This is a genomic window from Alteromonas sp. ASW11-130 (assembly GCF_026183735.1).
GTDB lineage: Bacteria > Pseudomonadota > Gammaproteobacteria > Enterobacterales > Alteromonadaceae > Alteromonas.
In genome coordinates, this window is the sequence record NZ_JAPFRE010000045.1 from 167,110 (window position 1) to 188,058 (window position 20,949).

Genomic DNA, 20,949 nt, shown 5'->3' on the forward strand with positions numbered 1-20,949 from the left:
AATAATGAAGTTAAAAAGTATCGGTGCATTGGCGCTCCTATTAAGTACTCCGGTCGTGGCACAATGGCAAATCGACGCTGATGCGTCACGCTTACATTTTGTTTCAACCAAAAATGCGCAAGTTACTGAAGTCCATCGCTTTGAAAAACTTTCGGGTGAACTTGATAAGAATGGTAAGTTGGCAGTTACCGTGCCGCTAAGTAGCGTGAACACGAATATCGCCATCCGTGATACACGCATGCAGGAAAAGCTATTCGAAGTAGAACAGTTCCCCCATGCTACTTTTACTGCTCAGGTACCCCCAACCCTCACTGAACTGGAAACAGGAGAAGTGATCCAGGGTGAAGTAGACGGCACGCTGGAACTTCATGGTAAAACAGCGCCCATTTCGTTTGAGGTGATAGTGTCAAGAAGTGACAACATGTTAACCGTGACGACGGTATCCCCTACTATTATCGATGCGAAGAAATTCGATTTAGGCGCGGGCATTGAGGCATTGCGAGCCATAGCCAATTTATCAAGTATCACCTTTAGCGTACCGGTCACTTTTTCGGTAACGTTCACGCAGTAATAATATACGGGCAGCTAGCCTGCCCTATTGTGCTAATTTGTTGTTGCATTAGCTTTTCTAAAACCGGCTGCAACCATCATTATCATTACCATAAAAATTGTACTGACCACCTCCCAGCGTTGGCGACGTTGATTAACGCGGCGCAGTGTCGCTAAATTAACTGGCTTCCCTAGTCGAGATAATTTGCGATTCATGATCTTCCCCCGTTGACACATGACTATGAATATATACTCAGCAAGTATTCCAGCAAGTTTTGCTCCACTTTCGTACAGCTGTCGCAAATAAATACATTACCGTTACCTTTCAAGGTGTTAGCCAACCCTATTTATTTACACTGCGTGGGAGCGGTTTCCCTATCAGGCGCAGACGGGGTGCTGAAAGTGTCTAAATGGAGACAGCCCTAACGGTGTTAATAAGTGATAAGTGATAAGTGATTTGGACAATCGAACAAACGGTAGGGGAAGAAGGAAGAAGGAAGAAGGAAGAAGGAAGAATAAGGGCGATGAAGTCGGTGCATAAGTCGCCAGTAGGTAAGCACCTATAAATCGGTCACACCCCCTTTTTGAGGCAGATAATACGACACCGTTTAACGGTATGCTAAGGCATTATACCTATACAGAAACGTACACCAAGCGTATTTCTTTCCACCCGCTGCATACATTCTTGAAGACGTTCTTTACTCATCTACGCTTAATTCTATTAGCTCCCTTCTACCGCCAATGAATTTACTGGCCAATATGTCTTCTGCCCGAATATCGCTGATATAGTTTATATTTTTATCCAACGTAGTAATTATACTGAACTCATCGGTTGACAGTCGATACCGCCAAAAATGGTGATTAGCGTCAATGCCGTATAAATCACCTTGTTTAAAAAGGGCGATTTTGCCGAAGAGTTTTTTGGTGAGTTTCGGCATCGGATGACTATTTTTATCAGCATACAACCAAAATTGTTTACGGTAGTCACTGTATATAATTTGGTTGTCTTGGGTATGGGAGGCCCAAATAACATTGCTTATCTCAAGATATTCAGCGTTCCCCGTTCTCATATCAATACTAAATAATTGGCCTTTTTTAGTTTGATTGGCTGTGACCAACAGGTGGTTAGGATCATGCCAAGACATCAACGCATTAATAGCAATGGGAGTATTAAGTAAACGATATCCCCCATTCAGATCTAATACGGCTAATTGATTACCCAGGTTTACAACGATGCTATTGCCATCAGGAGACCAGCTGAAACGATAACCAAAAAGGCCGTCTTCGAAATCTGTCAGTTGATAAGCTGATACCCCATCGGCGATCCAGATCTGGCTGTCTCCTGACCGATACGAAACAAAAGCGATAAGGTTGCCGTGAGGTTGAAACTGAGCGTTGATTTCGGCAGCGGTCGAGCGGTTAAACGGCTCAAAAATTCCCTCTCCGTAGTCAATTTTAAGTTTACCTACATCAAAGTCTTTAGCGCCGTACGTTGCGGTCAATTTGTTACGCATTGGATGATGCGTGGGCATCTGCAGGTCTCGATAGGATTCGGGATGCAGCAATATGAGTTCGCCATCCAAATTAAGCTTGTATATTTGGCCTTTAACATCCGTTAGAAAACCGTTTCCGTCAGGTAAAAATCTGATAGGAAATCGATGATATACCGAATGGTGAGGTAAGCGTTCTATCACGCTGGCGGAGTGAACCTCCCCTTGTGGGGTGAATGTGGTTAATAAATGCTGATGATTATCTGTTAGCATTACAACAGCGAGTAATCCGGACCGATGGGAATAATCCAGTGAATAGATTTCGCCTTGATGGTCAAGCTTTAGTGGGGTTAGTTGCTCTGAAAAAGGGTCGTATAATACAATTTCGGGCGCGTTTTTCGCCTCATTCGGGTACTGAAGAAAAGCAATGCGGCCGTCATTTAACCATGTGGGTTGTGTGGTTTTTGTTTCGGCACAGTCGTAACGCAATAGGTTTTGACTATTTCCTTTCCATGCCTGTGCAAAATCAAAGGTTTGTAATTGCCAGCATTGATGGACAGGGCTTGTCATCGGCGAACAGGTCGATTCCACAATAAACGCTAACTGGGTACCGTCGGCTGACCAGCTTAATCTGCTGTAGTGTCCAGGCTCCGTACTTAATCGTACTTCCTGATTATTTTCAAGATCCTTTGCCCATAGATGACTTTGGCACTGTCCGACAAATCGATTAAAAGCCAGATATCTGCCATTAGGAGAATAGGAGGCGTTATACTCTTGCGAATCACTGGCAGTTAATGGGGTCATCTCTGCGTACAGTGGCGTATGGGGTTTTAGCATGTAGAACAATAACACAAAGGTAAATGCAATAGTCCCTGCATAAGCCCACTTGCGGTGTGAAAGCCCCCACCATCTATTATCAATAACTGCGGTTGGCGTCGATTGCGAATTTCCCCAGCGGACATTGGCTTCAAGGCTGTAACCCTTTTTCGCGTGGGTTTTAATAAACGCTTGCTGTTTACTGTCGTCACCAAAAACTTTTCTAAGCTGGGCAATTGCTCGTTGTAATGTGTTGGGCCCTACCACGCTATTTACCCACACTAACTCCATAAGCTCATCATGACTCACCACCTCGCCCGCACGGGATGCGAGCACTTCTAGCACTTTTAACGCTTTAGGTGGCAGTTGAGTAGCTTGTTGCTGGTGTTGAATCTGATTACGGGATACGTCAACAAAATAATTATTAACCCAGAATTGTTGCGCCATAAACTTTACGAATGAACCCTTGGATACTGTCAGTAGCTTACCTTGGCTGGGCTGCCTAAAACAGGGTGACAGGTTAAAAAATATAACAAATCAGCTAAACGTCAGCTTTTCTTCAAGTAAATCAGCTTATGTATAGCCATATTAAGGGGAGTTGTTAACGCCTTTTACAGAGAAATAAAAATGATTTTGATAAAAACGCTTTTGCTTATTGGCCTGACACTTACTACCTTTTCAGCTCTCACCACTGAACAGCTTATGCCCTATTCGATGCCTAGAGCACACGTAGTAGCCATAGAAGATAGTAAGTTAAATAGGCAATATGAGCTGTACATTAAACTACCAGAAGATTATACAGCTGATGGCTCTACACAATATCCTGTTATTTATACCACTGACGCAAAGTGGCAAATGGATTTGCTCTCTGGGGTAACGAGCTTTTTAATGCCAACGGCAATACTTGTTGGTATATCCTGGCAGACTAATATGAGTGAAGAAATTGATTACGGTAAGAGAAGAGCCTATGCCAGTCGATTCCGAGATTACTCGTTTCTGGAATCTGAAAAGCCAGACGTTCAAGCCAAGTATCAATTTGGCAAGGCTGATCAACACCTTAGGTTTATTCGCGACAGAGTAAAAAAATACGTCAAAAATCATTATCAGATAGATGTTAGCAATCAGACATACCTGGGCTACTCAATGGGCGCGGAATTTGGCGCGTATATTGTTTTATCGCAGCCGGATACTTTCGACAATTACATTCTTGGTAGCCCTTCAGTAGATACCCGCAGCGTTGAATTTCTTGAAAAACAGGTGACGCATCAGTCAGTAACAAAAGAAACGCATATGGCAAACGTATTTATCTCTATCGGTGAATTAGAAGATACCGCAATGAAAGAGACCAATCAGCTTGTATCATTATTTGAACGTGAAGCTGCATCTGGTTTATCGCTGACCGGCCTCAAAATTATTAAGGCCGCCAATCATTCCACCGCCGTGCCAGATACCTTTACTCAAGGTATCAAGTGGCTAGCAGCCTTATCTTCCAGATAACAACTAAAAAATTGCTTAAAGGAAATCGCATGCAACCTATTTCGCTATATTTACTTATTATACTGATAAGCCTGTGTTATCCAGATAATAGCCAGGCTAACCGTTTACCCACCTCGCTAAAAGGGGACTACCTTGGACAAACGCCGCCGGGTTTGACGCCTAAAGTTTTTGCGCCCGCTATCGTATCCACTGAAGGATGGGAATACGGGGTCGTGTTCGCCCCTAATATGAAGGAGATGTACTTTCTTAGAGAGGTGATGAGAGACAATGCGCCATTTCAGGAATTTGTGATGTTTGAACGAACTCAAAACCAGTGGCATGAAAAAATCATCTCTAGACGAATAGGCACGCCAACCTTATCCCCGGACAATAATACGATGTTTTTTGGTCGAGGTTATAAGACGCGCACCGACACAGGCTGGTCTGAAATGAAAAGACTTGGCGCTGATTTTGAAGCTATCCCCATCATGCGGGTAACCTCATCATCGCACGGCACCATAGCGTTTGATGAAGCCAGTAAGGGTAGTAACAGTATTTTACGTTTTGCCACTAAGGAAAACGGTCAATACACAACCCCCAAACCCTTTCCTAAAACCATTAATACTGGTGAATGGAACGCGCATCCGTTTATTGCTCCTGATGAAAGTTATGTCATCTGGGATGGTCAACGAAACAGTCCTGTTCGCAATGCCGACTTGTTTATCAGCTTTAAACAACCGGACGGTTCATGGAGCTACGCCATTAAAATGGGCAAGGAAATCAATACGCCGGCGTCTGAATTCGCAGCCCAGATTACGCCAGACGGCAAATACTTGTTTTTTAATCGCAGCTCAGATGACGGTAATCTTGATACCTTTTGGGTCGATGCGAGGGTATTGGACAAACTCCGCCCTTCGAACACAAGCGCCCACACCAGGCTGAAATAAAACAGGAGATTTGCCAACGAGTCACACGGTGCAGCAAGGAAAAGGGGCTCGGCAGCAGGAAGTGGAATGGCCGGCATTAAGGCCCACCGATGAAGCTACACCTGTATTTTCAAATTAAGGTAATGCAGCGCAGATGCCTCCCTCTTTTTCTTTTTTAGTGCATTTTATTCACCGTTGAAACGGCTTTCACGGGGGTCGACACGTCCCCGCAACCAACCCCAAAATGGGGTTTTAAAAAGCTAAGAATTTTCGCGCCATGTGAACACGCGTTATTGCTGATAGGTGGGAATTATTTTGCATCTACATCCTGCGCTCTCTGGTTTCCTCGAAGCCGAATTTTAACCAGTTTGGAGTCGTCAAACGGCGACTTTTCCTGAGTGAAATAGATGTCGCCGTTGTTACGCACGCATACCCCTTCGACCTGCGAATAGTGAGTTAAAGGATATACCTGTTGAACCTGCCAGTCAGTAGTGAGAACGGCTAGAAAGGGGTTGAATATTGCAATAAGCGTCGTGTCGTAGCCTACCACTACGTAGCGGTCGTTTTGTGCATCGTAGTCCGCTCCAGTGACTACCCCAGGCAAACCTTTTATGTAAAACGCGGGCGTAAGAATTTGCTTGGTCTTATTTTTATCTACGTTATAAACCTTTGCAATTCCGGAATCCCAGCTCTTACTAATCAAAAATAGCTCGTCCCCTCTGACAACCATCGCTTCTGCATCGTAATCATGATGGTAAATCATATATTCGCCAGGCGCGTAGCCTTGGTAACTGAGGTGTAAAGTATTCCTATCTGTCCAGGTGTGTTTATTGGCTTTGATAATTCCTAAATCGGTGCGGACGCCGTTATTGTTCCCGACATCGCCTACGTAATAGAAATCGCGATCGGCAGTGAGGCTTTCCCAGTCATTATTATGTTTTGCCACTATTTTTGAAAAAGTACGATTGCCCTCATAATCCATAAAGTAAAGCGCAGGATAATTCCCCGAATCATTGACTGTTACCAAACCTTGGTCAGCACAGTAGAGTCCGGACGATTCCTGTAATACTGGTCCAAATGTTTTCTCCATTAATAGCTGAATATGATCTTCGCCTATCCCCGCCGCGTTATTGCAGCCAATCATTAGCACACTTAACCCTAACAACAGTGTGCTGCATGATGTGCTAACTTGCTTGAGCCATCGATTAAGGAAAAATGGCATTCTGAGAACCCCTTGGAGATACGATTGATTAAACATTTTTCGCCTGGCCTGAAACAACATTGGTAAACCAGGAACTTACTCTTGTTGAGAGGAAAGCATGCTTTATGATGGTTTTCAGCCCGCAATACCCTTACTAGATGATTCTTTACAACGATTTATCTACACAATTAGATTTTTATCTGCTGACATTATTATCGATTTGAACCATTATCACGGTTTTCTAATTAATTTCCTTGCCGAGGAAATGTATGAGAGAGACTTTTTTATATTGTCCTCATACATCCTATCTTATTAGCTACTTTTCGTCCTTTCTGATGCATCAAAAGTCGGCTCTGGATCAGACGCTATTCTTTTTATTAATGTAAGGGCGATGTATAACCGTTCTATAGGGTAGCCTAATTTTCTTGATTAATAATACTGGCGGAATGAAGCATAAGTGATCCCCCGCTATAGCTGGCACCTGATGTTTTTAGGAAAAGGAGCCTGCGCAAATAACGAATGGGCCATGTTTTTAAAACTTCTCCTGAGAAACTAACCCGACTATATACTTTAGACTGAAGGGCTGCTTGCTCCGAATCTGATTAACTAGTAAGACGGTTAGGGATAGACTGAATTGGGGGGAGGAGCGAGTTGTTTTTTAAACCCTTTATAAGCGTTATTCCGTAATGTTGCAAATACTTTTCTCACATCAACATACCATCCGCTCAGCGGTTTAACATTTATTTTGCTGTTTCCCCCGGCTTTATATATTTCATATGGTTCTTTTTAATATTGTTCAACCCATGCAAGGCTTCCTAAGAAGCTTTGCATGGCGACTTCCTTTATTCAGTTTCAACTTCAGCTTCGAATACTAGAATATAAGCTTCTTCAATCCACACCCCAGTAAATTCGATGCTATCTCCTGCCGAGACTGTAGATAGAAATACCTCACCAGATACCTCTTCATCATTCAATGTCAATTTACTATTGTGGTCAAAACGAAGTTCAGACCCAGCGACTAGCACAGAGTTATCGTTTATCGCTTCTATAAGTCCTTCCATCTCGACTTTGCGAGATGTGGGCTCATCCTCATCTTCATTACCTGTAGATTCGGAATGCACCTCTACATCCGTGGCAATAAGTGCGTTTTCACTGTACTTACCCTCAACTTCGACTCGTATCGTTGCGTCTCCTGCGACCAAATTCATAAACTCATCAGCAGTGATACTTCCATCATCTGTTTCAAATTCGGTGTTTTCATCAAAAAGAACTGCCACTCCAGCAACAGTCATCCCTTCCAGTGAAATGTCGGTTGGAGCACCTTTCACTTCACCTTCTCGATCTTCTTCATTGATGCGCTTAACCTTTAACGCTATCACGTTGCCATCTTGTAGTTCTCTTGAGGTCACTTTAAGAATGTCATTCACTTGGATATCGTCGAAGGTGAAACGGCGCTCGTCTTGCTCCGACTCATCTTCATATTGTGTATCGAGATCAGCATGAAATGTAATACCATTAACTACAAATGTTTCCGCTTCGCTGTCGATGGAAGCGACTTGGCCTTCGGACTTACCGTAATTCTTACGTTCTTTAAACTCTATAGTTTCTGCAACCAATGCATCACCATCACGGGAGCCTTCAACTTTTACCCAAACATTGCCGGTAAAACTTTCCTTAGAGCCATTGTCAAATTCAGTTTCTTGGTCAAGAATGAACGTATATTGGTTAACCTTGAATGTACCAGCTTCACTGTCGTAGTTCGTTAACATACCCGCTATTTCTATCTCGTCTGCATCCTCGAAATCTCGCTCCAAATCAGGTTCTTTATTTTCTATTTCGGTAGCAGTCAAAGTGCGAGTATCTGTATTGTAGGTTGTGCCTTCAACCTTAACCACCATCCCATTACTTAAGTCGTCAGCAGTCATATCGTCAAAACTGGCTTCGCTATAATTAACGGTTAGCTCACTTAGCAAAAAGGTTTGTTGTTCGGTATTCAGCTGTGACACAGGTCCAGACAATTTGATATCTTTTTCATCCGTTTCCAGCTCGATGTAAGTGGCATAAAATCCTGTTTCGGTAATATATCCACTGATCTCTACTAAACTTCCCACACTCAACTGGGCGGGATCGACGCTCTCAAATTCAGTTAAATCGTCAAAATAGACCGCTTGCCCCATAATCGTTAATTGCGCACTTGCGTAATCAATTAGGCTGATAAATCCTTGCAGGGTTTCTTCGTAGACAATTTTAGTGGCCTCTGGGTCTTGACCCTCTGCCCCCTCAGTAGCCTTTATTTTTACAACCATTCCCATTTTCAGACCCGCTTCCTGAGCCCCCGTTTTCCCTTCAATGGTGAATGAAGCGCTGTCCGACACATACCGTTTTCCATTTACGTATACACTTCCAAATCCTGTGATAACACCTTGGGTAGCCGTTGATGAAGCGGAAGTGCTTGGGGCGGGTGCAGGATCTGCGGCTGGAACCGGTTCAGTCGTCTCGCTTACAGAGTTGGGTGATTCGCTTCCTCCACATGCAGTAAGAAGGGTAGCCAAGGTAGCAGCAAGTAAAGAATGATGGAAAGTCATAAATGTGTTCCTCTCTATTGATATCACTCAGCATACAACTGTTGAATGCTTAAACAATCAATGAAAGGAATGCTGATCTATACCTTAAATTACCCGCTTATACGTCACCCTAGCGTTAACAAGTGGTCTTCTCGAGGCAATCTCCAATATTAGCAACAACTTATATTCTGCTCGACAGGTTGTATTAAGTTAAGCACATTCTGACAATACTTGGCGTTTTGCCGTGTTATGAAGAGGTATCGCGTTACAGTTGTTTGAATGGAAGGGTTAAGCTTTATTGTTCATTCGCAGCTAATGAGAGCGATAAACATGGCTAACCAAAGACAAAATATTATTGACTACATAGAAATATTAACGCGATTTTTTGATAAAATTCAGCCGTCGCTGTGAAAATACTTATTCCTCATACTCGTTGTCCTGCATGTCTCTTGTAGGTTTGATATCGACTGATTCGTGCAACTCTGAATAAACGAGCACTGCCTCGCCGGATTGAAGCTGTGTTAGCACTTGCGCCACTTTCTCAGCCAATGTGACTTCTTCGTCACCATAGTCTGTGCCTTCTCTCAAGACGAATTCTTTAACGATATTGTGCAGAGTATCCTTACTCAGTTGCTCTATGGGAATAATCATTTAGTTACCTGTGTATCGACGGGCAAATACTGTTTAACAAATTGTTTGATACGTTTATGCAACCAAACAGTAGGGTTAGCCATTGACCCTTGCATAAATCCGACATGCCCACCTCGGTCACTTAATTCAATAGTGACATCTTTAGCCAGGTTATGCTCGTTGGGAATAATTAAATGATTCATAAAGGGATCATCAATGCTATGCAATATCAATGTAGGGCAGTGAATGGAGCTTACGTAATGATACGCACTGCTTTTTTCATAGTAATCGTCAGCATCGACGAAGCCATGCAATGGCGCTGTGACTTTCTGATCGAAATGTTGAAAACTGGTGATATCATTTAAATCGTCCGGTTTAAGCTGAATTAATCTGCGATAGTCTATGTAGGCCATTTTCTTTTTAAGCGTGGCTTTCATGCTGCCGAGTAAATACTTCTGATAAACACGGGAAAACCCCTGATTAATACTCTGTGCACATTCAGCAAGTTTAAGTGGTGCAGATACCGCGATTGCCGCTTTTAGCCATTTCTGCGCAGGATTTTCACCTAATAATTTAAGCAACATGTTGCCACCTAATGAGAAACCCACAGCGACTTTAGGCGTATCTGGAAAACGCTTATGTAGTACTTTTAAGAAGTAACTAGGGTCTTCTGTCTCACCTGAATGGTACGCACGCGCCAGTTTGTTGGGTACACCGCTACATCCTCGGTAGTGCATCATGACTACTTGCCAGCCACTAGTGCTTAAGGTAGCCATAATATCGTTTGCATAGTGAGAACGAATACTGCCTTCAAGGCCATGAAAAAGGGCGACCAAGCCAGTAAGTTTTTTTGGTTTAGGGCCCCATGCTATGTCCACAAAGTCCTCATCGGGCAGGGTCAACCGTTCCATAGAAAACGCGAGAGGCAATCGTTTTTGAACAAAGCGTGGCCAAATCGTTTGAATATGTCGATTACGAGCCCAGCGTGGAGCCTTGAATGTGCTTTCAATAATTTTCCCGTGATTTTGCTGAGTGAACGTCATGACAACTACTTTTTACTTTTTACTTTTTACTTTTTACTTTTAACTTTTTATATTAATTTACGACTGCGGCAATTAGGGCTAACGCGTCGGCATTGCCGCGTAAATTGTATAAATGAATGAAAGCGGGAATACTACCATTAACTTGTTGTGGCTCAACCGAATGATGCGTTTGCTGATTAAACTGCGCTAGCATATCCGCCTGTTGAAGACGCTCTAGCGATAATTCCTCATCCTTGAGTTGTTGATATCGGACACTGTTAAATGGCGTCTTATGTTTTACTTTTCTACGCTTTTGGCGGTGAAGGTTTAATTTTTCATCACTTTGTTTAATAGCGTGTCGTAGTGCCTGCCACTGCACCAGAGTAAGCATAATGTTATTGGACACGCACCAGCCAAGTAAAAGCAGTAGATTGATGTTCACACCAAACTTATCTTGTAGTGCAAGACAGTGATGCATGTTTTCGCCTAACGCGTAGCGTTTGACACTAAAGTCCCAAAAACGCGCGGGTGGTAGGTTACTCATTGGGCAGGGATTCTGTCGGGCAATATTGTTGTCCTTTATCTAGTGTGATTTTCCATTCATCCTGAGCGTTGTTGCGCCACACTGACGTGTAGTCGGCGAATACTGTACCGTCGGGTCGAGGGACCGAGCCAGTGCTCAGCGCTGTGGTACCGTCTCCCATTACCGCTGCGTACTCAGGTTCCCACGCAAATGGAGTTTGTTCACTTTCACAAAAGCGTTCCACTGGGCCACTACTTCCTCGCTACCTCGAATAACTGTTTGGCCTGACAAAAACACTATACTAGGATCTAAAAAGGTTTTAAATGCTTCAAAATCCCGGTCAGTCATAGTTTAGCGAAAGCTTTCTCCACTTCTGTTACCTTCTGTTCGAGGAGTGTCATATTAGATGCTAATGACACTGTACTGAATAAAAAAGCTGAATAGAACAACAAGCTTCTGACTTTTAAAATAATTTATTTTCGTAGCTTGGTACTAACAGGCTATTTTATTATGCAAATATGATGATGCGCTACCGATATCATATTGCACTTTTAAGCAGTTGAGATGCACCATTAATTATAGCCTCCCGAATCCGGCGCCCTTCTGCTGTCGTGGTGTGAGTGGCAAGCTCTTCTTTTTTTTCTGGAAAATAAACTTTTATTAAGCCTAGCTCCTGAAAGTACCTGAGCCGTTCGTCGAATAGATCTTTTGAAATAGGCACATTGTAACTGAATCCAATCGCATCAGTGTGCGTGACCAACAAAAACATGTCGATTTCTGCGGAAGATAATGCAGCAAGCTTTTCTAATTGTGATTGAGTCAGCGTTTGCGAATGGATTTGCTGCCTCATTCGAATCTCAATATCACCCGCTTTAAAACCGCTCATTCGCGACAATAATTTTTTGATTTCATTTTTCAATACAACGACAGCAAAGACTACTGCCAAAGGCCACAACGCGTGCTCAATTAAATTAATGATTATTTCTTTCATAGATATCCCAGGGATAAATTTGCCTCAACCCACTATAGGAAAACTAGACTAGAAATAAGAATTTCACACGTTAAGCGTACCACACGCATAAAAATATAGGCTACCGATAGGACGTATTCGCCAGGTGAAATTACATTAAAAGTATCTACTTGCTATGACACGCTAGCGTAAAATATTTTCGATTGCTTCTTGCGCCTCAAGCCAGTGTAGTTCTGATTCTTCCAGTTGCTGCTTTAGTTCAGTCTGCTCAGCAAGCAACGTCATCAATTTAGCCTTATTTTTATCGTCATACATATCAGGTTCAGCCAGTTGCGCTTCAATTTCGGTCAATTTTGCTGACGCTGTGGCCATATGCTTTTCATACTTATCTAGTTGTTTTTTGTAAGGTGCAGCTTGTTGACGAAGCTCAGCTTGCTTACGTTTTTCTGCTTTACGATCAACTTTAGGCTCTGATTCTGCAGACTGTTGCGATGATTTATCTTGCGATAAAATCCAGGTTTTATAGTCTTCTAAATCACCATTAAAAGGATTAACTTCGCCAGCGTCGACCAAATAAAATGATTCACATACTGAGCTTAGCAGAAAACGGTCATGCGAGACTAAAACCATGGCACCTTCGAACGCTTGCAAAGCAATATTTAAGGCGTGACGCATCTCGAGATCAAGGTGGTTAGTGGGTTCATCAAGCAGTAATAAATTAGGTTTTAGATACACTATCATAGCTAATACCAGACGCGCTTTTTCACCGCCTGACATAGGCGCCACAGGCGAGATTGCTTCGTCACCTTGAAAACCAAAACCACCCAGATAGTCTCTAATAGACTGTTCGGTTGCTTTTTCATCCAAACGCTGAATGTGTAATAGGGCATTAGCTGTCGGATCGAGCGTTTCCAGTTGATGTTGTGCGAAGTAACCCACGTTTAACCCTTGGGCTATAGTAAATTCCCCTTGCTGAGGAGCAAGAACACCTGCTAGCAACTTAATTAACGTAGATTTACCCTGACCATTTCGCCCTAACAATCCAATACGGCTTCCAGGCACCAAATTAAGCTTAACCTGGTTCAAGATAGTGATCTCACCGTAACCCAATTTAACCTCACTCATTTGCACGAGTGGGTTAGGCAGGGTGGTGGGTTGCGCAAAAACAAAATTGAACTGGCTCTGGGCATGCGCGGGAAGCAAATCTTCCATTTTCTGTAGTTGCTTAATCCGACTTTGTGCTTGCTTTGCTTTACTGGCTTTGGCTTTGAATCGATTGATAAATGACTCTAAATGCGCGCGTTTGGCCTGTTGTTTTTCAAATTCTATGGTTTGTAGGCGTGCGCGCTCTGCCCGTTGTTTCTCATAACTCGAGTAGTTACCCGTATACGCCACCAATTTTTTGTGCTCTACACTGATAATTCCCGACACTGCGCTATCGATAAAGGCTTTGTCGTGAGATATAAGAATTAACGTTCCTTCATAGCGTTGAAGCCATTTCTCTAACCAGATCACCGCATCTAAGTCTAAGTGATTGGTAGGTTCATCTAGCAGCAACAGGTCTGAAGGACACAGTAGGGCCTGGGCCAAATTTAACCGCATACGCCACCCACCAGAAAATGCATTAACCCCGTGAGACAATTGTTCTTGCGTAAAACCGAGTCCGGCAAGGATAGTTGCTGCACGAGCTTCAACGGTGTACGCCCCAGATTGATCTAATTGACCATGGAGTTTCCCGATAGCCGCCCCATCATGACAGGCTTCGGCCTGAGCCAAATCAGCTTGCAACGCACGTAAACGAATATCGCCATCAATCACATAATCAAGTGCACTACGTTCTGTGGCAGGCGTTTCCTGCGCCACGCTGACAATACGCCATTGGGCCGGAACGTTACAGTCACCACTTTCAACACTCAATTCATTGCGTAATAGTGCAAATAAACTGGATTTTCCGCAGCCATTGGCACCAATTAACGCCACTTTTTGACCCGGGTTAATTTGTGCTGATACTTCATCAAGCAGCACCTTATTTCCCCGCATCAACGTTACGTCTGACAATTTGATCATGTAATTTGAGCCTCCGTAAATTCGGCGCGTATCATAGCAGAATGCCGAAGGAATTATTATTCACTTAATTAAGGTATAATGGGTTTAACGCCACTTTATGAGGAAAGCAATGAGTACGAAAAAGCGCAAGCGTTTTATCGCTGGTGCCACCTGCCCAAAATGTCAGGCCTCTGACACCGTTATGCTGTATCTAGAACATAATGTCGAAAAACTGGAGTGCGTAGCTTGCGGCTACACTGAAAGCCAAGCAGAGAAAAATGTACAAAACGCGGCAAAAGCTGAAAACAGCGTAATTGGGATATTCAAACCTTAAGCCGGCTTTATTTCTGATCGTTCTGCCATTACTCACCGTTTCAACGATTAGTTAGCTAAAGCAGGAGCGCTTAGATGCAATCAAAAATTTTCTCCCGCTGGACAACTGGGTTTGTCATATTCCTCGCGGTGCTTATCGCGCTAAGGATGGCACTTCCTTACGCCACAGAATGGTATTTAAATAAAATGCTGTCTGAAGAAGATGGTTTTGCGGGAAAAGAAACCCCTAAAGCCTTTGTCGGACAGGTCGGTGATGTAGATATCATGCTCTGGCGAGGTGCTTACAGCCTTGAAAATATTGAGCTGGTTAAGCGTAACGGTAAAATTCAAGAACCCTTTATTAAAGTCCGCGAAGTCGAATTCAGTTTACTATGGTCTGCGTTATTTGATGGGGCCTTGGTAGGCTCAATCGATCTTTACCAGCCTGAGCTTAATTTCGTCGACAGTAAAGATAAAAGCAAGTCGCAATCGGGTGAAGATGAGAAATGGCTCGTGCTGGCAGACCAACTGTTTCCGCTAAAAATTGATATGCTCAAGATTCACGACGGAAAGGTGGCATTTCACAACACCGATGTAAAGCCTGAAGTCCATATCTCGCTTCACGATATTACTCTTAAAGCTCAGAATTTGGTGAATAGCAGAGACTTATCCAAAGATTTAGTGGGTCGAGTAGAAGCGCAGGGAGAAGCAGCTAGCGCAGGCACCATCAAGCTCAAAGGGTCACTTGATCCGCAAACACAGAAACCTACCTTCGATTTGGACGTCAAAGCAGAGCAGATCGCATTAGTGAATTTTAAGAACTTTTTAGATACTTACGCTCCTTTCGATTTAGAGGCGGGAAGCTTGGATTTAGCGCTGGAACTTGCCAGTGATAACGGCGAAATAAAAGGCTATGCCAAACCGATATTACATAATGTCGAAGTATTTTCCTGGAAAGGAGATATTGAACAAGATAACGATGGCTTTTTCCAAGGCATGGTTGAAATGGGTTCAGCGTTTATTGCTGAACTTCTTGAAAATCAGTCTAAAGACCAAATAGCTACCCGTATACCGATAGAAGGCTCTATCGATTCTCCCGATACCCCACTGATTCCCACCGTTTTAGGGATTTTAAAAAATGCTTTTATTCAGGCGCTTAAAGGGGATTTGGAAAACAGCGTTGACTTAGAGCAAAGCACCGATCCGAGTGAGGATAGTGAATCAGATAACAACAATGAAGTAGAAGATAAGTCTCAAGAATCTCAAAAAGAAAAGTGAAAAGTGAAAAGTGTGATTTAGCAACCCATAAGGAGAAGATATGAAACTTGTTACTATTAGTATTTTAGCCACACTATCAACTTTTTCGTATGCGCATTCTGTAAAAATGCTCAACGTTCAGTCAGGAAAGCCCGCCGGAACAGTAGAGATTAGTGAAACTGAACACGGGCTCGTGTTTCAACCCTCTTTAAAAGGCATCGCGCCTGGCGGTCACGGCTTTCATTTGCATGAGAATCCAACATGTGAAAGCGCCGTAAAAAAGGGAAAGAAAGTACCGGCGGGAGCAGCGGGAAGTCATTATGATCCGCAAAATACAGACAAGCATGGATACCCGTGGGGTGAAGATAATCATTTAGGAGATTTGCCCTTACTCTATGTGGATGAAAAGGGAAATGCCGACACCCCAGTACTCGCTCCGAGACTGAGCATGGGTGATATTGAGGGCAGAGCGCTAATGGTTCATGAAGAAGGCGATAATTATTCGGACGCTCCGCAAAAACTAGGCGGGGGCGGCGCGCGGGTACTATGTGGCGTTATAAAGGCGTCTAAATAACTTCCTCAGGCAAGTAAGGCGATGGAGTAGGGTTATTCTTAAAACTCCATTCGCCTTGCATGCTACAACATTATGTCAATTTGTATGTGTTATTGGGAGAAGTAACTAATAATACACACCTCTTTACGCGGCGGATGATCTTACCCCTCGCGTACAACTTCGCTACTGTCACCCTATGAAATTAGCTATTTGAATTGAAATTGGCACAACAGTGAAACAATTACAAACATGTAAGAATTATTGAGAGGGGGGACCAGCAGAAACCTGCTGGCCGGGGAGAAGCCAAACTTATCTATCGTCCTCTTCTTCCTCACCCTCTTCTTCATCAGGCATAGTCACGTCAACAGTTGGCACTTCCACTTTTTTAGTTTCTGTACCCACATCCACGTCTGCTACATCCACGTCGTATTCAGGCATTTCACCGCCTTCAACGTCTATATCAGGAAGTTCACCTTCATCGGTTTTCTTAACCTCATACTCAGGTAGCTCGCCCGCATCAGCGTCTACGTCTGGCATTTCGCCATCTTCAGTTTTATCTACATCACACGCCCCTAAAGCGAGAGCGATACTCGAAATCATCAATAATTTATTAAGTTTTAACATCATTTTTCTCCATTTTTAGGATTGGGTTAAAATTAAGCACCTTTCATGCCAATAACAGATAGTTAGCAAACAATAGAATCCCGCAAGCTTTATATAAAGATAGTCGCTATCAATCATAAAAACTAATCCTAGTAATCGTTTATATGAATTAACGGCTAATGGAAAGTTAATATCATATAACCTATATTCTATTTGGTGTGTACAAAATTTGAACAAGGGATTAATATGTTATTTCGAAAAGCAAAAGTCGCAACGTTATGTGCGCTACTTATTGCAGGACCTATCAGTGCAGATAATCAAATCATTAGCGAACTTTCCTCTCCCGTATCCAATCAGTTTTGGTGGCCTGATCAACTAGATCTTTCACCTTTACGTGACCATGAAATGCGCTCCAATCCCTATGGCGAAGACTTTAATTACGCCAAAGCGTTCGAAAGCCTCGATATTGAGGCCGTCGAGAAGGACGTTAACGCGTTGCTCACTTCATCAAAAGATTGGTGGCCGGCTGATTTTGGCAACTATGGGCCGCTATTTATCCGGCTAAGCTGGCACAGCGCTGGTACATACCGAACTATTGACGGCCGCGGCGGTGCCGGCGGCGGGCAGATGCGTTTTGACCCCCTTAACAGTTGGCCTGACAATGGTAATTTGGATAAAGCCCGGCGTCTGCTATGGCCCATTAAACAGAAGTATGGCAGAGCCCTCTCCTGGAGTGACCTAATGGTACTGGCGGGCACGGTGGGGATGAAAAACATGGGCTTTACTATTTACGGATTCGCGTTTGGTCGAGCTGACGATTGGGAGCCAGATTTCGTTTACTGGGGGCCTGAAGTGGAAATGCTTGCAAGCGACCGCAAGGACAAAGATGGTGAACTAATCCGTCCCTTGGGGGCTACCCATATGGGCCTGATATACGTCAACCCGGAAGGCCCAAGGGGTAAACCGGATCCAGCTGGTTCTGCTAAAAATATACGTACCGCGTTTAGCCGGATGGCGATGAACGATGAAGAAACCGTTGCGTTGATTGCCGGCGGCCATACTTTCGGCAAAATGCACGGCGCTCGTAAGCCTGACTGTTTGGGTAAAGAACCTGCTGCTGCCGATTTGGAAGCTCAAGGTCAAGGGTGGCTCAATAATTGTGGTAAGGGCCACTCTGAAGACACCACCACCAGTGGCATTGAAGGGGCATGGACCCAAACTCCCACTAAATGGTCATCACTGTACTTGTCTAACTTGCTTAACCATGAATGGGAGCAGACCAAAAGCCCAGCGGGTGGTATCGTGTGGCACCCTAAAGACAAATCCTTGCACAAAGCAGTGCCCGACGCCCACGTGAAAGGTAAAAGAAATCCGCCGGTCATGACCACCGCGGATTTGGCATTGAAATTCGACCCCGAATACAGAAAAATTGCCGAACGATTTCTGAAAAACCCAGACGAATATGAGAAAGCATTTGCTAAGGCTTGGTATAAACTGACGCATCGCGATATGGGGCCCACCGCACGCTATTTAGGCAACAATGTCCCTGATGAAGAGCTAATCTGGCAAGACCCAATCCCAGAAGTTAATTACGAGCATATTAATGACAAAGATATTGCCGCACTTAAAAAGCAAATTTTGGCCACTGATCTAACTGTTTCCCAGCTTGTTAGAACTGCATGGGCTGCAGCTTCGAGCCATCGGGTTACGGATATGCGTGGGGGCGCGAATGGTGGAAGACTACGTCTTGAGCCACAAAACAATTGGGAAGTGAATAATCCACAAGAACTTAAACAGGTTTTAGCCGCTCTTGAAAAGGTGCAGTCTGATTTTAATAAAAATTCAGGCAACAAGCAGGTTTCAATGGCTGATTTAATTGTGCTGGGGGGAGCGGCTGCGATTGAGAAAGCCGCGCAGGAAGCTGGACACCCAGTTGATGTGCCATTTGAACCCGGCCGAGCGGATGCGACTAAGGAGCAAACTGATGCGCAATCGTTTGCATTACTTGAACCCACCGCCGATGCGTTCAGAAATTACTATAATCCTTCCAAAAGTTATCGACCTGTACTTGAGATGATGGTCGATAAAGCGGACCAGCTTGACCTAACGGTTCCTGAAATGACGGTATTGATTGGTGGCATGCGTGCGTTAGACGCAAATGCCAATGGGGATAAGCATGGCGTATTCACTGATAAGCCTGGAACCCTAAACAATGACTTTTTCGTTAATCTGTTAAGCATGGATACCACGTGGGAAAAAATGAACGAAAAAGAAGGCTTTTATCAAGGTAAAGATCGTAAATCAGGTGACAACAAATGGACTGCAACCCCGGTTGATCTGATATTTGGTGCGAATGCGGAGCTTCGGGCTGTCGCGGAAGCGTATGCATCCAGTGACTCTGATCAGATGTTTGTAGATCATTTCGTTAAAGCGTGGCATAAGGTGATGAATTTAGACAGGTTCTAACCCCTGTATCTTCGTGATTAAAGCGCCTTGATGGCGCTTTCTTCTCCAGCTCTGGTTTTACCCGGTGGAAAGTCAGCGGCATAACAAAGAGAGCACAAATCTGCATGGAGTGTATTCCCTACACATAAGTTCGCTTCACCTTTCGCTGAGCCCCGGCCACTTCAAACTGCATTTCAAATACATTGCGTATATGCTGACATTATCGCCGACGTTGGCGGGTTCATGGAGGATTCTAACGAAATTGAAAATTGAGTTAATTAAAGCAGCGAGATTGTTTACCCCTGCTATTCGTACGCGAAGTTATCGTACAAGCCGGATTTTTTGGTGCAACCACTACGAATGACTTGGTTTGGGGTATTTGTAAAACAAAAAGAATGTATGAAAACGGACCAGATGACGTAATTCTTTGGTGTTAATAACACACCATAGCGATGATTAATTTAAACATGTAAATCTCTTCATTGACCGGTCACCTCGCGAGAGGGCTTAAGTCTACAATACAAACAGATTTTCGGGCGATTACTGCCAGAACGACGCCACGGCATTAGGCATTCTGGCCTAATAAGGTGACGTTGGCGATTACTGGGGCTGTCGACGACTTTCTGAAAGCACCGATTCATTGCCACACATCACTGCCTTTGTTATTTATGAGTCGTCAAAAGAATAGGAATCAAGGTAGAACCTAGTTTTTTGAGGAAAATAGATGTTCCCTACCCAGATGGAAGACCAATCCATTAACAGAGATTTCTACTCAGGCAAATTGAACAGAGTGTATATCTTTGTGGTGCCAGCGCGTGCCTAGCAGATAACTTGTTCCTAACATGACACAAATAGCAGAACTGACCAGCCAAAACAGAGACGAATTATCAGCTAAAATATAGATTTCAGGTGATACCGCAAAAACTAAACCTATCGCGCCACGGATAAAAAAGATACCGGTGAGTACATAAAGTACTGTTTTTTGGAAGGGAAGTTTAAACAACATATTTGCGGCTGCAAATGCGTAAAGCGAGCCAAGAAATAAGCCTAATGCAAGTACGCATGTCACGATGGAAGGATAAATACTTCCTGATTCCGCCAACTGCGCCATCTGTTCGCCCGCACCAAATTTACGGTACCACTGTGCGCCCCGAAAAATGATGGCCACATGCAGTAAAGAGGCGAAGAGACTCGCACACCCCGCTAAAATTAACCAGATCCTACCCACTGTTATTGTCCTTTTATTATCATTTACCCACTGTCCGAATTGTGATTGGGCGCTTATAAGGTTATAAATTAAACAAAATAAAGGTTAGTGATCAAGCTTTTTTGCAAAAAACCGAAAATTGTAAGTGCTAGGCAGAGCTTATTTTTTAGCTTCCTACCCACCCCGCTGCGTGACAAATGTTAAGATGACCCGTAAATCGACTTCTCTTTCGGTGATAACCCAATCAAGACGCAAACCCTTATAAGAGGAGGGTGATAAAAAACTAAACACCTAGCTTGGAAAATCAATTAGCCAGCGAGAAGTATAAAAGCTCTACTTGTATTAGCGACAGAGGCGAT

General features: G+C 43.6%; 18 protein-coding genes and 1 pseudogene. 7 read left to right on the forward strand and 12 right to left on the reverse strand.

Translation table 11 applies throughout. The features are described from left to right. Window positions 1-4: 4 nt before the first annotated feature. Window positions 5-571, forward strand: a complete 567-nt coding sequence (locus tag OPS28_RS15925; protein ID WP_265610451.1) for a YceI family protein — start codon at window positions 5-7, stop codon at window positions 569-571. A 32-nt stretch (window positions 572-603) separates the two neighbouring features. Here the strand turns inward: OPS28_RS15925 and OPS28_RS15930 are convergent, their stop codons facing one another. Continuing rightward, a complete protein-coding gene (locus tag OPS28_RS15930; protein ID WP_265610452.1) occupies window positions 604-765 on the reverse strand; it encodes a hypothetical protein in 162 nt (53 codons plus the stop codon). A 2,255-nt stretch (window positions 766-3,020) separates the two neighbouring features. Next, window positions 3,021-3,302: pseudogene (locus tag OPS28_RS17210) on the reverse strand (winged helix-turn-helix domain-containing protein); the annotation flags it as partial. Window positions 3,303-3,482: 180 nt separating this feature from the next. Here OPS28_RS17210 and OPS28_RS15940 point away from each other — a divergent pair. Both OPS28_RS15940 and OPS28_RS15945 read left to right on the forward strand, forming a co-directional pair. Next, the gene (locus OPS28_RS15940) at window positions 3,483-4,352 is read left to right on the forward strand and encodes an alpha/beta hydrolase (protein WP_265610454.1); all 870 of its coding nucleotides are present in this window, start codon (window positions 3,483-3,485) and stop codon (window positions 4,350-4,352) included. 29 nt (window positions 4,353-4,381) lie between these two features. Next, entirely contained in the window at window positions 4,382-5,278 is an 897-nt protein-coding gene (locus tag OPS28_RS15945; protein ID WP_265610455.1) for a hypothetical protein, read from the forward strand. Window positions 5,279-5,567: 289 nt separating this feature from the next. On the opposite strand, the gene OPS28_RS15950 is transcribed toward OPS28_RS15945, so the two are convergent. The 8 genes from OPS28_RS15950 to OPS28_RS15985 all read right to left on the reverse strand — a co-directional run bounded on the left by OPS28_RS15950 (window position 5,568) and on the right by OPS28_RS15985 (window position 14,234). Next, window positions 5,568-6,479, reverse strand: a complete 912-nt coding sequence (locus OPS28_RS15950; protein ID WP_265610456.1) for a hypothetical protein — start codon at window positions 6,477-6,479, stop codon at window positions 5,568-5,570. An 821-nt stretch (window positions 6,480-7,300) separates the two neighbouring features. After that, entirely contained in the window at window positions 7,301-9,043 is a 1,743-nt protein-coding gene (locus tag OPS28_RS15955; RefSeq protein ID WP_265610457.1) for a DUF5666 domain-containing protein, read from the reverse strand. Between the two features lie 396 nt (window positions 9,044-9,439). Then, window positions 9,440-9,673, reverse strand: coding sequence for a YheU family protein (locus OPS28_RS15960; protein WP_265610458.1), 234 nt, complete (start codon window positions 9,671-9,673; stop codon window positions 9,440-9,442). After that, window positions 9,670-10,695, reverse strand: coding sequence for a hydrolase (locus tag OPS28_RS15965; RefSeq protein ID WP_265610459.1), 1,026 nt, complete (start codon window positions 10,693-10,695; stop codon window positions 9,670-9,672). Before OPS28_RS15965 ends, OPS28_RS15960 begins: the two co-directional genes overlap by 4 nt. Window positions 10,696-10,747: 52 nt before the next feature. After that, the gene (locus OPS28_RS15970) at window positions 10,748-11,218 is read right to left on the reverse strand and encodes a TIGR02444 family protein (protein WP_265610460.1); all 471 of its coding nucleotides are present in this window, start codon (window positions 11,216-11,218) and stop codon (window positions 10,748-10,750) included. Further along, complete coding sequence (locus OPS28_RS15975; RefSeq protein WP_265610461.1) at window positions 11,211-11,441, reverse strand: hypothetical protein; 231 nt, start codon at window positions 11,439-11,441, stop codon at window positions 11,211-11,213. The genes OPS28_RS15970 and OPS28_RS15975 overlap by 8 nt, the downstream gene beginning before the upstream one ends. A gap of 294 nt (window positions 11,442-11,735) precedes the next feature. Beyond that, the gene (locus tag OPS28_RS15980) at window positions 11,736-12,188 is read right to left on the reverse strand and encodes a hypothetical protein (protein ID WP_265610462.1); all 453 of its coding nucleotides are present in this window, start codon (window positions 12,186-12,188) and stop codon (window positions 11,736-11,738) included. Window positions 12,189-12,350: 162 nt separating this feature from the next. Further along, window positions 12,351-14,234 carry an ATP-binding cassette domain-containing protein gene (locus tag OPS28_RS15985; RefSeq protein ID WP_265610463.1) on the reverse strand — a complete coding sequence of 628 codons (1,884 nt, stop codon included), beginning with the start codon at window positions 14,232-14,234 and terminating at the stop codon, window positions 12,351-12,353. A gap of 109 nt (window positions 14,235-14,343) precedes the next feature. Between OPS28_RS15985 and OPS28_RS15990 the strand changes: the two genes are divergently transcribed. The 3 genes from OPS28_RS15990 (at window position 14,344) to sodC (ending at window position 16,356) form a co-directional block, all read left to right on the forward strand. After that, window positions 14,344-14,547 carry a YheV family putative zinc ribbon protein gene (locus OPS28_RS15990; protein ID WP_265610464.1) on the forward strand — a complete coding sequence of 68 codons (204 nt, stop codon included), beginning with the start codon at window positions 14,344-14,346 and terminating at the stop codon, window positions 14,545-14,547. A 74-nt stretch (window positions 14,548-14,621) separates the two neighbouring features. Further along, window positions 14,622-15,803 (forward strand): DUF748 domain-containing protein, encoded by a 1,182-nt coding sequence (locus tag OPS28_RS15995; RefSeq protein WP_265610465.1) that lies wholly within the window; start codon window positions 14,622-14,624, stop codon window positions 15,801-15,803. Window positions 15,804-15,843: 40 nt separating this feature from the next. Then, window positions 15,844-16,356 carry a superoxide dismutase [Cu-Zn] SodC gene (gene sodC / locus OPS28_RS16000; RefSeq protein WP_265610466.1) on the forward strand — a complete coding sequence of 171 codons (513 nt, stop codon included), beginning with the start codon at window positions 15,844-15,846 and terminating at the stop codon, window positions 16,354-16,356. A gap of 288 nt (window positions 16,357-16,644) precedes the next feature. Here the strand turns inward: sodC and OPS28_RS16005 are convergent, their stop codons facing one another. Then, the gene (locus OPS28_RS16005; protein ID WP_265610467.1) at window positions 16,645-16,962 is read right to left on the reverse strand and encodes a hypothetical protein; all 318 of its coding nucleotides are present in this window, start codon (window positions 16,960-16,962) and stop codon (window positions 16,645-16,647) included. A gap of 222 nt (window positions 16,963-17,184) precedes the next feature. Here OPS28_RS16005 and katG point away from each other — a divergent pair, with 222 nt between their 5' ends. Continuing rightward, the gene (gene katG / locus OPS28_RS16010) at window positions 17,185-19,404 is read left to right on the forward strand and encodes a catalase/peroxidase HPI (protein ID WP_265610468.1); all 2,220 of its coding nucleotides are present in this window, start codon (window positions 17,185-17,187) and stop codon (window positions 19,402-19,404) included. A gap of 751 nt (window positions 19,405-20,155) precedes the next feature. Here the strand turns inward: katG and OPS28_RS16015 are convergent. After that, complete coding sequence (locus OPS28_RS16015; RefSeq protein WP_265610469.1) at window positions 20,156-20,611, reverse strand: hypothetical protein; 456 nt, start codon at window positions 20,609-20,611, stop codon at window positions 20,156-20,158. Window positions 20,612-20,949 lie beyond the last annotated feature (338 nt).